Genomic DNA, 13,507 nt, shown 5'->3' with positions numbered 1-13,507 from the left:
CCGACGTCGATGCGGCGACCACCGGGCTCCGCGACCACCGGGCTCCCGCCCGGTTACAGGAACGCGTTGCCGGTGGCGATCTTGGGGCGGCCCAGCGGCCCGTGCTCGCAGGCCGCCGCCCCCCGGTACACCCCCACGGTGCCCTCGGCGATCCGCGCCCAGTCGAAATCGGTGCCCAGCCTGGCTTTCGCGGCCTTCGCCCGGCGCAGCGCGGCGGGCCGGTCGTCCAGCACCGACCGCACGGCCCGCGCCAGCCCGGCCACGTCACCGGGCGCGAACGACAGCCCCGTCACGCCGTCCAGCACGACCTCGCCCAGCCCGCCGGCGGTGGACGCGACCAGCGGGGTCCCGGCCGCCGCCGCCTCCAGCGCCACGATCCCGAACGGTTCGTACCGGCTGGGCAGCACCACGGCGTCGGCCGCCGACAGCACGGCGGCCAGCGTCCGGTCCGGCAGGTGCCCGACGAACTCGACCGCCCGCAGCACCCGGTGCTCGCGTGCCTGCTCCACCAGCCAGTCCCGGTGCGTTCCCCCGCCGGCCACCAGCACCCGCGTGCCGCGGTGCGCCCGGCGGATCCGGGGCAGCGCGGCGATCAGGTCCTGCACGCCCTTCTCCCACTCCAGCCGCCCGAAGAACAGCAGCAGCGGGCCGTCGGCGGCGAACTCCGCGCGCGCGGCGGCCACGTCGGCCGACCGCACCCGCCACCGCCGGGGCTCGATCCCGTTGTGCAGCACGGTGATGCCGCCGGCGTCGACCTCGAACAGGTGCGCCACCTCGGTCCGCATCGCCGCCGAGCAGGTGATCAGCGCGTCCGCCCGGTTCGCCAGCCACCACTCCACCGAGTGCACCTGCTGGTTGAGCGTCCGCGACAGCCAGCCGCTGTGCCGACCGGCCTCGGTGGCGTGCACGGTGGCCACCAGCGGCGCGCCGGCGGCCTCGGCGAGGGCGATCGCGGGGTGCGTGACCAGCCAGTCGTGCGCGTGCACCACGTCGGGTCGCCACCCGCGCAGCAGCGCCAGCCCGGCCCGGGTCATCGCGTGCCCCATGGCCAGCGTCCACGCCACCAGGTCGCGCTCGAACACCAGGTGCGCGGGGTCCTCGGCGACCCGGATCAGCCGCACGCCCTCCACCACCGCGTCCGAGGTGGGGTGGGTGACGGCGTCCGAGCCGGTGGGCTGGCGGCACAGCACGACGACGTCGTGCCCCTGCCCGGCCAGCTCCGTCGCCAGGGCGTGTACGTGCCGGCCCAGTCCGCCCACCACGACCGGCGGGTACTCCCACGACAGCATCAGCACGCGCATGGCGCATCCTCGCACTTCCTCGGTGCCCCCGGGTGGACCCAGGGGGGAGCTGCCGGGCGTCCCGGGGTCCCGGGCCGCGCCGACGACCCCCGGACCGGGCGCATCAGCCCAGCCCGCGCGCGTCGAGGTGGCCGAAGGGTCCATCCACGGCCCGGAGTTCGCCCGCCCGCGCGCGCCCGTGCGCCTGTCCGTGCCCGTACTCGCGTCGGCGTCGGAGCAGGGCGGCGAGCTCGGCGAACCGGTCGGCGTGCACCTTCGCCCGGTAGCGGGCGTAGTCGGCGGCCGAGTCCTTGGTGACCATGAACGCCCAGTCGCTGGACAGCGCCAGCAGCGCCTCCCGCACGGCCTGGTCGGCGACCGGGTCGCGGGTCGGCCCGGCCAGGTCGAGCGCGAGCAGTTCGCGCTGCACGCCCGCGTTGAGGTCCACCACGTCGGCGACCTGCGGCCCGTTCCACACGTGCCAGTCCTTGCCCGCGCCCCACGACGACGGCGGGATCTCCACGGGCGTCCCGACGTGCCCGGCCTCCACCGCGCCGCGCAGCGTCGTCACGTGCACGCCGGCCTCGGGCAGCGCGCGCAGCACGGCTTCCAGCCACGCCGGGCCCTCGTGCCACCAGTGCCCGTACAGCTCGGTGTCGTACGCGGCGACCACCAGCGACGGCTTGCCGTGCCGCTCCCGCAGCTCCCGCAGCCGCCGCACCACGACGTCCACGAAGTCCGCCGCGTCCCGCCGCACCACCTCGGCGGCGGCCTCCGGCGAGTACGGCTCCTTGTCCTGCGGCGCGACCCCCACCCCGGTCACCCGGGACGGCTTGAGCCCGCTGGGGTGGTCGTAGGTGTGGAAGTCCCGGTACGCCGGGTCGCCGGGGTAGCCGACCTTCGGCGACCACACCCGGTACGACACCTCCAGGTCACGCCCGAAGCACAGCACGTCCGAGGACCCCACCGGGCGGGCGGCGGCCGTGTCGCCGTGCAGGGACGGCCCGTCGACCAGGAACCGCCGCACCCCCGCCGCCGCGTAGCCGGTCTCCATCCCGGGCGCGTAGGCGCACTCGGGGGCCCAGATGCCCGCCGGCGCGGCCCCGAGCCGCAGCCGCGCGTCGGCCAGCCCGGTGCGCAGCGAGAACGCCCGCAGCCCCGGGTCGAGCAGCGGCTGGAACGGGTGCGCCGCCGGACCGCCGAGCAGCTCGACCACGCCGCTGTCCACCAGGGACCTGAGCACCGGCGAGAAGCCGTGCCGCCACCGGGTCTCGAACCTGTCCAGCGCCCACTGCGACGCCCGGTGCTCGCGGGCGGACAGGTCGGGCAGCCGGGCCGCCGCGCCGTGCGCGCGCAACTGCCAGTCGCCCAGCCAGTCGTGCACGCCGCGCAGGCAGTACGGGTCGTCGAGCTGGGCGGCCAGCACGGGGGTGACGCCCAGGGTCAGCACGTTCTCGCGGCCCTCGGCGGCGAACCGCTCCAGCAGGTCCACCACGGGCAGGTACGAGTGCGCCCACGCCTGGTAGAGCCACTCCTCGCCGACCGGCCAGGCCCCGTGGTGCGCCAGCCACGGCAGGTGGCTGTGCAGCACCAGGCAGAAGGTCCCCTCGGTCATCGCCGGACCGCCACCGCGACCAGGTCCAGGCTCGCGGCCAGGTCGTCGGTGGTGATCTCGAAGTCCTCGCCGCGCACACCCGCCACGGCGGCCAGCAGGTCCTCCGGCCACGGGTTGTCGTCCACGACCACGGCGACCTGGGCGTCGATGACGGACCCGCCGAACCGGGCGTCGAGCGCGCGCAGCGCCGGCCCGTGCCGCAGCCCGGCCAGGAGCTCCACCTCCAGCCCCGCGCCGACCAGCAGGTCGGCCAGTTCACCGGCGGCGAGTTCCCTGGTGTGGAAGGGGTTCAGGGGCGTGTCGCGGCCGGGGGAGAAGGTGATCCGGTTGGGCGTGGTCACGAGCAGCCGCCCGCCGGGGCGCAGCACCCGCGCGCACTCGGCCAGGAAGCCCTCCTGGTCCCACAGGTGCTCGATCACCTGGAAGTTGGCGACCACGTCCACGCTCGCGGCGGCCAGCGGCAGGGCCGCCAAGTTCCCGCGCACCACGGCGAGTCCGGGGTAGGCGCGGGCGGCGTGCGCGGCGGTCGCGGGGTCGTAGTCCAGCGCGATTACGCGGGCGGCGTGCCGGGCGATCAGGGCGGCCCCGTAGCCCTCACCGCACCCGGCCTCCAGCACCACCGCGCCGGCGCAGTGGTGGACGAGGTCGAGGTACGCGGCTTCGTGGCGGCGGAACCAATAGTTCTCGTGGCTGATACCGGGGATCGTACGCTCACCGGTCAGTGGCAAGCTCGGCGCTGGAACTGCACTTACGTCGGACATCTCGATCGGCTCCCTGCCATCGTGCGTTCCGCATACCGTTGTCTGCCACGAGAACTACGACGTAGCCTACAGGGGTGAATGAGCTGGCCGACTGGGCGGATGAATGGTCCCTGCATTTGCGAGCCGGGACAGTGTCGGATCACACGGTGACGGTGTATGCGCGTGTTGCGCGCGCGTTCGTCCGCTGGCTCGGGGAAACCCATCCCGAGATCACCGGCCCGGCCCACATCACGCCGGAGGTGGTCGGGGGGTGGGTGCGACACCTCCGCGACGGCGGCCGGGCGGACGCCACGCGTCGGCGGGACGGCATCGCCGTCAGGTTGTTCTTGTCGTACGTGGCGGGCGAGCCGGACTCCGGATTGACCTCCAACCCTGCCGCCGGCCTCGATCTGCCGATGCCCGAAGCGCTGCCGGTCCCGGTGATCTCCGACGAGGAGCTGTCGGCGCTGCTCCGCAGCATGGGGGGCAGCTCGTACACCGACCGGCGGGACAGCGCGCTGATCCGGGTCCTGCTCGACACCGGATGCCGGCGTGCGGAAGTCGTCGGAATCGACCTGGCGGACGTGGATCTCCGCCGCCAGGAGGTCCACGTCCTCGGAAAAGGCCGGAAGCAGCGCATCGTGCCTTTCGGGAACAAGACCGCGCTCGCGTTGCGGAAATATCTCCGTGTCCGTGCGACGCGTCCGGCGGCCGACGCGTCCCCCCTGTTCCTGTCCATCCGTCCCCGCGACGGCGGTTCGTGGCGGCTAACGGGCGGCGCTGTCGGCGAAATGCTCACGCGGCGGTGCGTGCAGGCGGGCCTCGGGCATCTCCACCCGCACCAACTTCGGCACACCTGGGCACACGACCTGCTCTCGAACGGCGCTGGCGAGAGCGACGTCGAGCGCCTGGCCGGCTGGTCGTCGCCGCTCATGGTCCGGCGGTACGGCAACTCGGCGGCGAACGAACGTGCACGGGATGCCGCCCGGCGTCTGGCGCGCGGTGACCGTGTTTGATGCCCGCCGGTCACCATCGAGTCGCTGCACCGGGTGGCGACGATCGTCAAGGCCGTCGTCGTCCGGGCCGGGCTGCCTGACGCTGAGTCATCTCGGCTACGTGCGCGCGGTGGACAAGTGGCGCGACAACGCAATGCGCGGCGTCGGGTTGTAGTTCTACGCGCCAGTTCTACGCGTCGGACGAGGAGCGTGCGGAGAAGACGGGGAAGGCTGGTTGCGCCACACCTTGTTGACGTGCGGTTACGTATGCGAGCCGGGGCGAGGGAGGCGACTCGGGATGTAGGGCGGTGTCGTGCCCCTCTGGGTGTCCAGGTGGTGCCGGACTCTCGGAGTAGTCTGCTGGATCACCACCCAGAGTGATCAGCAAGGGGGCCGGATGGCTCGTCGGTACCTGTTCTCGGATGAGAGCGGAGACCTCCAGTTCCGAGCTGCCCCGCAAGTCAGCCGGTACTTCGCTGTGGGCACCCTGCTGATCGAGGAGCCGGAGCTGGGCAAGCTGCGCCAAGCTCTCGCCACCGCGAGGGACGAACTGGCCTGGGCGCGGCACGGCCTCGACTCGACCTTCCACGCGACCACCGACAGTCAGCACGTCAGGGACACGGTTTTCGAGGCGTTGAAGCCGATCGACTTCCGGGTGGACGTCACGTTGGTCGACAAACCGAAGGCCCAGCCGAAGATCAGGCCGGACGACCCCACGTTCTTCCGCTACGCCTGGTACTACCACCTTAAGTACCTCGCGCCTCGGACCCTGCACGTCAACGACGAACTACTGGTCGTCGCGGCGTCCATCGGGACCAAGAAGGGGCGTGCCGCGTTCCGTGGAGCCATCGAGGACGTGATGACTCAGTGCGTGCCGTTCCGCGTGAAGCGCACCCTGGCCTTTTGGCGAGACGAGTCCGACTTCGGCCTGCAAGCGGTTGACTACTGTACGTGGGCGGTCATGCGCGCATGGGAACGCGGCGACGACCGGAGCCTCAAGTTGATCAGGGACAAGGTGTGCAGCGAGTACGACATCTTCAAGGCCGGCACGCAGACCTACTACTGATCCAAAAAAGCACGAACCCCCGGCCAACTAGGCGAAAGCCGAGCCCAGGGGCTCTTTCGTCGGACGGGGTCGCGCTCCATGAGCCTAGCGCGTGTACACGCTGGGGGTTACTCCCTTTGGGGTGACGACTAGCGCGTAACATGTGATGTGAGTCACATTCGAACGAGTGCTGTCGCCTGCGTATGTTGACGTTGATAGATCCTTCTGTGCAGGTCAGGACTTGCCGTGTCGCTCATGTCAAGATCAGAAGATCCTGTCTTGGGCTATACGGCATTCGGGGTACTGCACTAGCTGCGAGTGTCGTAGAGGCGAGTGAAGTCGGAGCTGTGCCCTTACTGCGCATGCGGTCAGGACGCTCACCGCCAGCGCTGCGCCAGCTCCTGCTCGATACGGCGCTGCTGGACCATCGCGGCCACGTTGAGCACCGCGCCGGTCTCCGTCGCGCCGGAGGCCATCGCCTCGATCGCCTTGGTCGGGACGATGTAGCGGGTGTGGATCTTCACTGCGGGGAAGGCGTCCTCCCGGATCGCGCGGTAGAGCGTGGCGGCGTCCACGCGTAAGACCTTCGCCGCCTCGCGCACCGTGTAGAACAGCGGCTTGCTCGTCGTCTCACTCATGGCGTTGAGGTTGTGCGCTCGGTTGATCGTGAAAACAGTTCACGGCGTCCTCCACCCGAACGTGTGGCGGTGCAGGTGAGCGCGCCCGGATGACGACCCGAACGGCCGGCGCGCCAGGCTCGACCTGGAGGAGCTGCGCATCGCGTCACCCGAATGATGCGCCTACTCAACCCGGCTACCCTCGGAAGTGGTTGGGAGGTGCGGGTATGGACGCCACGGGCACGACACCACTGGAGATCGGCCAGCGCGTCCGCACGATCCGCACGCGTCGCGGCCTGTCCCTGGACACCGCCGCCGGACTGGCCGGCATCAGCGCGCCGTACCTCTCCATGCTCGAACGGGGCCTACGCCGGTTCGAGCGGCGCGGCCTGCTGGAGGACATCGCCCACGCGCTTAGTTGCTCCGTCGCGGACCTCACCGGCACCCCGTACCTGCCCGGTGACCGGGTCAGCGCCAACGCCCTGGCCACCCTGCCCGGCATCAGCGTGGGCCTGCACGACGCCACCTTGGACGACGTACCCGACGTGCCGGCCCGCCCGCTTCACGAGTTGGTGGAGTGGGCGCGCACCGCCAACGAGCACTCCGCCCATTCCCGCTACGGCGCGGCCGGCCGGGATCTCGGAACGCTGCTCACCGACCTTCACGTGCACGCCGTGGCTGGAAGCGGCGACGACAGCCGCGTCGCACTGCGCGCCCTGCTTGAAGCGTGCATGGTCGCTGCCGGCGTCGCCCGGTCGCTGGGCAACGCGGACTTGGCGGTGGCCGCCGCCGCGCGTGGCCGGGAGGCCGCCGCCCGCCTGGACGACCCGGCCCTGTCCGCGTTCGCCGCCATGACCAGCTCCACCGCGTTGAGCCGCATGGGCGCGCGGCATCGGGCGCGGAGCATCGCCGCGACCGAACTTGAGCGCCTGGCGGACGTCTCCGATCCGTCCGCACCGGACACCGCGTCGGCGGAAGCCCTGGGGATGCTGCACCTGACCTCCGCGCAGATGGCGGCCAAGGCCGGACAGGCGCAGGATTCGACAGCCCACCTGTCGGAGGCCGCCGACCTGGCGCGGCGCATCGGCGAGCAGAACACGCTGTGGTTCAGCTTCGGGCCGGCCAACGTCAGTGCGTGGGCGCTGTCGATCGCGGTGGAGTCCGGCGGGGGACCGGCGGCGGCGGAACGGATCACCGCCGCACCCGGCTACGACGCCGCCCTGACCGCCGCCGACCGGCGCGCGGCCCTGCACTTCGACCTGGGGCGGGCGTTCGCGCAGGCGGGCGGGGCGCGGGACGCGGAGGCCGTGCGGCACCTGGACACCGCCGACCGCATCGCGCCCCAGCGCATCCGGCACGACCCCGTCGCGCGGGAGCTGCTGGTCCAGCTCGACCACCGTGCCAAGGTCCGGGCGTGGGAACTCCGCTCGCTGAAGAACCGGCTGGGCGTTCGTTAACACTCTGTGAAACTACGGACACCGAGAGCGCCCTAGCGTCCTGTGCATGGCTGTTGTCGTCCTCCTCCTGGTGCTCGCCGTGGCGCTGCTCGTCGTCGGCTGGGTGGCGTTCCACGTGCACCGCGAGCTGCGGCACCGCGCCCCGGCCGGGGACCACGGACACGACAACGGCCTGACCGACACCGACGACCCGACGGGAGCGCCACGTGGGCAAGCACGACGACCGCAGCGACGAGGACACCTCGACCCAGCCCCACAAGCCGCAGGGAGGCGGGGGGTCGAACCCGGACGGTCCCGATGGCGGTAACCACGGCGGCGGTAAGCCGGGCGGCGGCCAGTGACCAGGACCCATGCGGATCTCGTCGCCGACCTGCGGGCCGACGACGCCGTGCCTCCCGCATGGGTGGACGTGTTCGCCGCCGTGGATCGGGGCGCGTTCATCCCGGCCCGCTGCTGGGTGGACGACCGCACCGGCCGCCCGGCCCCGTTCGACCGCGTCACGGACCCGGACGGCTGGGCGGCGGCGGTCTACAGCGACCGGCCGATCGTCACGCAGCTCGACGACGGCGCGACGGTGTGGCCGGACACCAGCCGCAACCCCACCTCCAGCGCCTCCCAGCCGTCGCTGGTCCTGGCGATGCTGGACGCGTTGGACGTCGAGCCCGGCCGGCGCGTGCTGGAGATCGGCACCGGGACCGGCTGGAACGCCGCGCTCTTGGCGACCCGTCTCGGCGACGACCACGTGACCACGGTTGAGCTGGATGCGGAGCTGGCGGACCGGGCACGTAGAGCGTTGAAGGACGCGGGCGTAGACCCGACCGTGGTCACCGGGGACGGCACGGCCGGGTATCCGGCCCGTGCCCCGTTCGACCGGGTGATCTCCACGGCCGCCGTCGCGGCTGGGCGCATCCCGCTGCCGTGGGTCGAGCAGACGGCCCGTCCCGGCGGACAGCTCCTCATCCCGTGGCGGACCACGTGGGGCGCGGCGGTGCTGATGAAGTTGATCGTGCACGACGGCGGCACGGTGATCGGGTCAGTAGCAGGCGACGCCTACTTCATGGCCTTGCGAGATCACCGGGCCCCGTGGGGCCACGCGGCCCGGTTCGGCGGTCTCGCCGAGGACTCCGACCTGCCCGCCACGGTGACCACGTTGCCGCCGCACCAGGTGGCCTACGACCGTGACGGCATGTTCGCGGTGGGCGTGCAGGTGCCCGATGTGCAGCACTCCGTCGCGCACGACGACTCCGACGCGGACGTGTGGGAGCTGCTTCTGTTCCATGTGGACAGTGGGAGCTGGGCGACGGTGCGGACCACGCCCGATGCCACCACCGCCGGCCGGTTCGAGGTGCGCCGGCACGGGCCGCGCCGGTTGTGGGACGAGGTGGAGACTGCCCACGGCTGGTGGGTCGGGCAAGGTCGACCGTCGCGGTTCGAGTTCGGCCTGACCGTCACGCCGGACGACCAGCAGGTGTGGCTGGGCGAGCCGGACAACACCGTGACCCCGGTCCACGTGGCCGACTGAAGCCGAGGCGGCGGCGGTCGCCGCCTACCCGCCGCTGAGGCACCTGCTCGACCTGTGCGCCGGCGGCTGGAAGTTCCTGCCGATCGTGGCCGCGCAGCTCGACGGCTTCCGGCAGTGGCCGGGCGGCTGGGCGGACGGAATCCGGGTCAGGCACGCGGGCGAGGCGTTGGGCATCCGCACCGACCCCGACCAGCGCATCGTGTGGGAGGAGACGGGCCCGTTCGGCGAAATCGCGGGCGGGCTGCTGCTGTTGCCCGCGCCCGGTCACCGGCTCGCCCCCGCCTGGCGCGCGGTCACGGGCCGCACGTCGGCCGGCGGTGACACTGCTGTGGGCGCGGCACCGGTTCGGCGACACCTCGCGGCGGCGAACCGAATGCGACCGGCGCGGTTGATCGTTACCGGCATCTTTATTCCAGGAAGTAAGGAATAGCTTGTTGTGCGTGAGCTATATTGCAGCGGGTGATCGGGAGTGGATTTTCGACGTCCCGATAGGCCGTTTGTATGAACGGCCGACCGATCCGCAGGTGCGCGTGTAGCGTGAAAGTAAGCATGTGCCGCCGCACGTAGGGAGTCGAGTTTGTCCACCCCTTTTGACGAGAACCGCCGCGAACGCGAAAGCGGCGAAGGACAGGTGCTCGACCACCCGCATACTCGTTCGTCAGCCGACTTCGGCAGTCCCGAGGGCTACCAGCGGGTGGCGACTCCGGCCGAACTGCGTGCTGCGGATCGATACGAGAAGTCCGCACTGCGGAATGCGGATCGCGACCTGCGGTCCGACGACTGGGAGAGTGTCGGCGTCGGCGAGACCTACGCGCTCAGCATCCGGATCACGAGTGAGAAGTTCGATGTCGGAGCTTTCCTGCGTGCCTACCCCGATCGGATCGAAAACGAAGTCCGGTCGGTGCTGCGGAAGTTCCTGTCCAGTGCGGTCGAGGGGTTCTTGAGCCTGCATGAGGGCAGCATAATCGTGCGGTTCCTGGCAAAGGCGATGCAGACGTTCCGCGTCAACCTGTCTCGACTCAAGCGAGTTCTCGATGTCACCCTGGACACCCTCGCGCTGAGGCTGGGGCAAGCGCGCACCATCGCGGTGGTCGCGGGCGGCGTGGCAAGTGACGCCATCTTCCACAACTTCGGTAGTACCGTCGAAACGTTCGACGGTGTCACCGCTATCCTCCGCTGGTTCGGAGTGGAGAATGGTCCCGATCTTGCCAAGAAGACCTTGAAGGTGGCGGTACTGCTTATCGGAATATTCGGCGGGGTCGGTTTTCAGGTGTTGTAAAGCTTGAAGCCGACCGGAAGGTGGCGGTTTGGCTACCGCTTCAAGGACGGTTGTGTGGCTCGGGGGAAGTGCTGACACCACTCGTCGGGTGTTAGCACACCTCGTGTGGAGCCGTCTTCAAGCAGACGTAATTCTTTTCGAAGAAGAAGGCACGACCAGAGCACGCGCATGGCCCGCCCCCACGTTGCGCCGGGGCGGGCCGAGGAAAGCAGTAGGACAGGTGACGCCGGGCGTGGTCCACGCCCAGGATCGTCTCCGACGCTAAAATCAGCGTGGCCCCTGCCGCCGCGCACGCGCTCCAGGATCAGGCGGACCTCGTCCATGCCGAGTGCGCCGGCCGCGCGGGACGCCTTGATGAGGTTCCTGCCGTCCATGAGCCTGGCGAGCGTGCGCGCTCGTGCCCACCCATACTCCGTCGGGACCACCGAGCGCCCAGGTGATCGCCTCGATGCTCACGGGAGCACCGTGGATGGGGCCGACTTCGTCTGCTACGAGAACCAGGGGCACAACGTTCGGCAGTGACTCGCGCGAACGGACCGCCTCACAGCGCCTACCTGGTGAAGAACCAGTAGTTCTCGGCGGGGATACCGGGCACGGTGCGCTCGCCGGTGAGGGGCAGCGGCTCGACGGTCACGGCGTCCAGCCCAGTCGTTCGTTACTCGTCGGTAGCCAGGCCCCGGCCCATCGGGTGTCACTGTTTCGCGTGAACCTGGAGATGGCGATTACCCGACGTCCCCGGTCGGGCGTTTCCCGGGGAGTTCGTCCATTACCGGAAAATGACACCATCGGGTGACCTGAGGCAGAGTAGTGTTGATCTCCTCCTCCGCTGTTTCCGCTGTTCGAGGGCTTGTGGCCGGGCTTCGCGGCGGCGTCGCCGAGGTTCGTCTCACGCTGGTTGGCCACTCATCCGGTCGGTATCCTCGGTCAATCTTCAAACGAGTGGGGCGGCCATGGGTGCGAAAGAGCCGGAGATTGTTCCGCTGCACGCGGGTTTCGACGTCGTCTACCGAGGATTCCACCGCCGACAGGTGATCGAGCACATCGACAACCTGGAGGAACAGCTCCGGTACACCAGCGTGGATCGCGCCGAGGCGCTGGCCCAGGCGGCCGACCTGCGCAAGCTGCTGGAGATGACCCGCGGCGACCTGGAGGAGTCGCGGGCCCGGATCGAGCGGCTGGAGATGTCGCCGAACACCACCGCCGGTGCGACCGAGCGCCTGCACCGGATGTTGTTGCTGGCCGAGGACGAGTCCGCCGAGCTTCGCCTGCGCGCCGAGCGCGAGGCCGACTCGCTGCGTCAGCGCACCGAGGTCGAGGTGGCCGAGCTGCGCCGGGAGGCGGAGGCCGAGATCGCGGAGCTGCGCGCCGCCGCGCAGGAGCACGCGCGCGACCTGCGCGAGGCCGCCGCCCGCCGGGCCGCCGACCTCGACGAGCGCGAGGTCGAGCTGGAGCGCCGCCGCGCGGACACCGAGACCTACCTGGCCGAGCGCGCCGCCCAGGTCGACGCCGAGTGCGCGGACGCCCTGGCACGCGCGCAGGAAGACGCGGACCGCCTGCTGCGCGAGACCGCCGAGCAGTGCAACCGCCTCGAAACCGAGTCCGAGGACCGACGCACCAAGGTGCAGAACTACTTCGAGCTCACCATGACCCACCGGCGCGACGAGGCCGCCCAGCAGTTCGCCGAACAGGAGGAGCTCGCCTCGGCGCGCGCTTCGTTCGTGGTGAAGATGGCGTGCCGGGAAGCCGAGCGGAGGATCGCCGAGATCCACGAGCACGTCGACGAGCTGACCGAGCTGCGCCGGATCGTGGCCACCCAGCTCGCCGAGGCGCGGGCCGTGCTGGCCGCTGCGGCGGACCGGCTGCCCGGCCTGATCCCCGAGCAGACGACCGGGCAGACGACCGGGCAGACGGCGGAGCAGACGACCGGGCGGCCCGGTCCGGTCCCGGAGCAGAACGCCGACGGGCAGCGGGTGGGCGCTTGAGCCGTCCGGTGGTGCCGGGAGGGGCAATCAGCACGCGGGTCGGGGTCGGCCCGGTTCCCGGTCCGCCGCCGGATGGCGGACCGCAGGTGGACGTACTCGTCGGGTAGGAGTGCTATGTCAGGCGCGGTCGCGTTCGTCTTCGGGTTGTGCGCACTGTCGTTCGCGGCCGGGTGCGTGCTCACGGCCTACGTGCTGAGACGGGATGCCGAACCGGCACCGGTCCCCGCACCGGTGCCGGTCCGGGAACAGCCGAAGCTCGACCTGCGCCCGCCGCCGGACGACTACGCGGCCAGGCCGATCCACCGCAACCCGGTGATGGGCCTGCCGATCTCCGCGCCGCCCGACGAGCCGGCCCGGCCGGCGCTCACCCTGGTACCGGCGCTGGTTCCGGTGATGGACGAGCCCGTGCGGGAGGATTCCGACGCTGTGAGGCGCGTGCTGCCGGAGCCGGTGGCCGCCGTCGAGAGCACCACCACGGACCCGGCAGATCCGAATGCCGCAGAATCGAATACCGCAGAAACGAATGCGGGAGTACCTGGTGCCGGGCCCTGGTCGGGCCACGGGCACCCGGTGGAGTGGCCCGTGCGGACCGCCGGCGAGCAACCGGTGCTGCCGGAGCAGTCCGTCCCGATGGACGACTGGTTCGGCCTGCACTCGGTGTCCGGCACCCTGCCGACCCAGGCGGGGTACCCGGGTGATCCGGACGAGTTCCGCCGCCGCTACCTGCGTACGTTCGAGGCGGCGCGGCGGCGGACCCGGTGAGCTGGTTCCCGGTGGACTAGCGCTTGCGCAGCTTGCGCAGAACCCCTTGGAGCCTGGTCTTGTTGCGCGGGTCCCGGGCGGCGTGCTTGAGCTGCTCGGTGACCCGTCGCCCCTGGGGACTGCGGGCCAGCGCGGAAAGCTTGCTGAACAGCGAAGGCATGGCGTCTCCTCTCCCGGTCTAGGTTCCCTGCGAGGTCAACGGGCAAACCCCGC

At 71.0% G+C, this 13,507-nt stretch carries 14 protein-coding genes; 9 read left to right on the top strand and 5 right to left on the bottom strand.

What is annotated here, in order from left to right; genetic code table 11:
• Positions 1 to 53 precede the first annotated feature (53 nt).
• The 3 genes from AB0G01_RS15120 to AB0G01_RS15110 form a co-directional block, all read right to left on the bottom strand.
• Positions 54 to 1,301, bottom strand: a complete 1,248-nt coding sequence (locus AB0G01_RS15120; protein ID WP_360944894.1) for a glycosyltransferase family 4 protein — start codon at positions 1,299 to 1,301, stop codon at positions 54 to 56.
• Between the two features lie 103 nt (positions 1,302 to 1,404).
• Positions 1,405 to 2,895 carry a glycoside hydrolase family 57 protein gene (locus AB0G01_RS15115; protein WP_360944891.1) on the bottom strand — a complete coding sequence of 497 codons (1,491 nt, stop codon included), beginning with the start codon at positions 2,893 to 2,895 and terminating at the stop codon, positions 1,405 to 1,407.
• Positions 2,892 to 3,656, bottom strand: coding sequence for a class I SAM-dependent methyltransferase (locus AB0G01_RS15110; RefSeq protein WP_360944888.1), 765 nt, complete (start codon positions 3,654 to 3,656; stop codon positions 2,892 to 2,894). Before AB0G01_RS15110 ends, AB0G01_RS15115 begins: the two co-directional genes overlap by 4 nt.
• Before the next feature lie 74 nt (positions 3,657 to 3,730).
• On the opposite strand from AB0G01_RS15110, the gene AB0G01_RS15105 reads away from it, so the two are divergent.
• Both AB0G01_RS15105 and AB0G01_RS15100 read left to right on the top strand, forming a co-directional pair.
• Positions 3,731 to 4,651: a tyrosine-type recombinase/integrase gene (locus AB0G01_RS15105; protein WP_360944885.1), complete on the top strand. Its 921-nt coding sequence runs from the start codon at positions 3,731 to 3,733 to the stop codon at positions 4,649 to 4,651.
• Positions 4,652 to 5,027: 376 nt separating this feature from the next.
• Positions 5,028 to 5,696, top strand: a complete 669-nt coding sequence (locus AB0G01_RS15100; protein WP_360944882.1) for a DUF3800 domain-containing protein — start codon at positions 5,028 to 5,030, stop codon at positions 5,694 to 5,696.
• Positions 5,697 to 6,052: 356 nt separating this feature from the next.
• Here AB0G01_RS15100 and AB0G01_RS15095 read toward each other — a convergent pair whose 3' ends face one another.
• Positions 6,053 to 6,313 carry a helix-turn-helix domain-containing protein gene (locus tag AB0G01_RS15095; protein WP_360944879.1) on the bottom strand — a complete coding sequence of 87 codons (261 nt, stop codon included), beginning with the start codon at positions 6,311 to 6,313 and terminating at the stop codon, positions 6,053 to 6,055.
• 206 nt (positions 6,314 to 6,519) lie between these two features.
• Between AB0G01_RS15095 and AB0G01_RS15090 the strand changes: the two genes are divergently transcribed.
• The 7 genes from AB0G01_RS15090 (at position 6,520) to AB0G01_RS15060 (ending at position 13,294) form a co-directional block, all read left to right on the top strand.
• The gene (locus AB0G01_RS15090; protein ID WP_360944876.1) at positions 6,520 to 7,749 is read left to right on the top strand and encodes a helix-turn-helix transcriptional regulator; all 1,230 of its coding nucleotides are present in this window, start codon (positions 6,520 to 6,522) and stop codon (positions 7,747 to 7,749) included.
• Between the two features lie 46 nt (positions 7,750 to 7,795).
• Positions 7,796 to 8,056 (top strand): hypothetical protein, encoded by a 261-nt coding sequence (locus AB0G01_RS15085; RefSeq protein ID WP_360944873.1) that lies wholly within the window; start codon positions 7,796 to 7,798, stop codon positions 8,054 to 8,056.
• A gap of 30 nt (positions 8,057 to 8,086) precedes the next feature.
• Positions 8,087 to 9,271: a methyltransferase domain-containing protein gene (locus tag AB0G01_RS15080; RefSeq protein ID WP_360944870.1), complete on the top strand. Its 1,185-nt coding sequence runs from the start codon at positions 8,087 to 8,089 to the stop codon at positions 9,269 to 9,271.
• A gap of 85 nt (positions 9,272 to 9,356) precedes the next feature.
• On the top strand, positions 9,357 to 9,701 hold the full coding sequence (locus AB0G01_RS15075) for a hypothetical protein (protein ID WP_360944867.1): 345 nt from the start codon (positions 9,357 to 9,359) through the stop codon (positions 9,699 to 9,701).
• 147 nt (positions 9,702 to 9,848) lie between these two features.
• Entirely contained in the window at positions 9,849 to 10,550 is a 702-nt protein-coding gene (locus AB0G01_RS15070; RefSeq protein ID WP_360944864.1) for a hypothetical protein, read from the top strand.
• Positions 10,551 to 11,500: 950 nt separating this feature from the next.
• A complete protein-coding gene (locus AB0G01_RS15065; protein WP_360944861.1) occupies positions 11,501 to 12,532 on the top strand; it encodes a hypothetical protein in 1,032 nt (343 codons plus the stop codon).
• 114 nt (positions 12,533 to 12,646) lie between these two features.
• Positions 12,647 to 13,294, top strand: a complete 648-nt coding sequence (locus AB0G01_RS15060) for a hypothetical protein (protein ID WP_360944858.1) — start codon at positions 12,647 to 12,649, stop codon at positions 13,292 to 13,294.
• A gap of 16 nt (positions 13,295 to 13,310) precedes the next feature.
• On the opposite strand, the gene AB0G01_RS15055 is transcribed toward AB0G01_RS15060, so the two are convergent.
• On the bottom strand, positions 13,311 to 13,454 hold the full coding sequence (locus tag AB0G01_RS15055; RefSeq protein ID WP_360944855.1) for a hypothetical protein: 144 nt from the start codon (positions 13,452 to 13,454) through the stop codon (positions 13,311 to 13,313).
• Positions 13,455 to 13,507 lie beyond the last annotated feature (53 nt).

The organism is Actinosynnema sp. NPDC023587 (assembly GCF_040640215.1).
In the GTDB taxonomy this organism is placed as follows: Bacteria; Actinomycetota; Actinomycetes; order Mycobacteriales; family Pseudonocardiaceae; genus Actinosynnema.
Note: the sequence above shows the minus strand (reverse complement) of the source record. Positions and strands in the feature narration are given on the sequence as shown.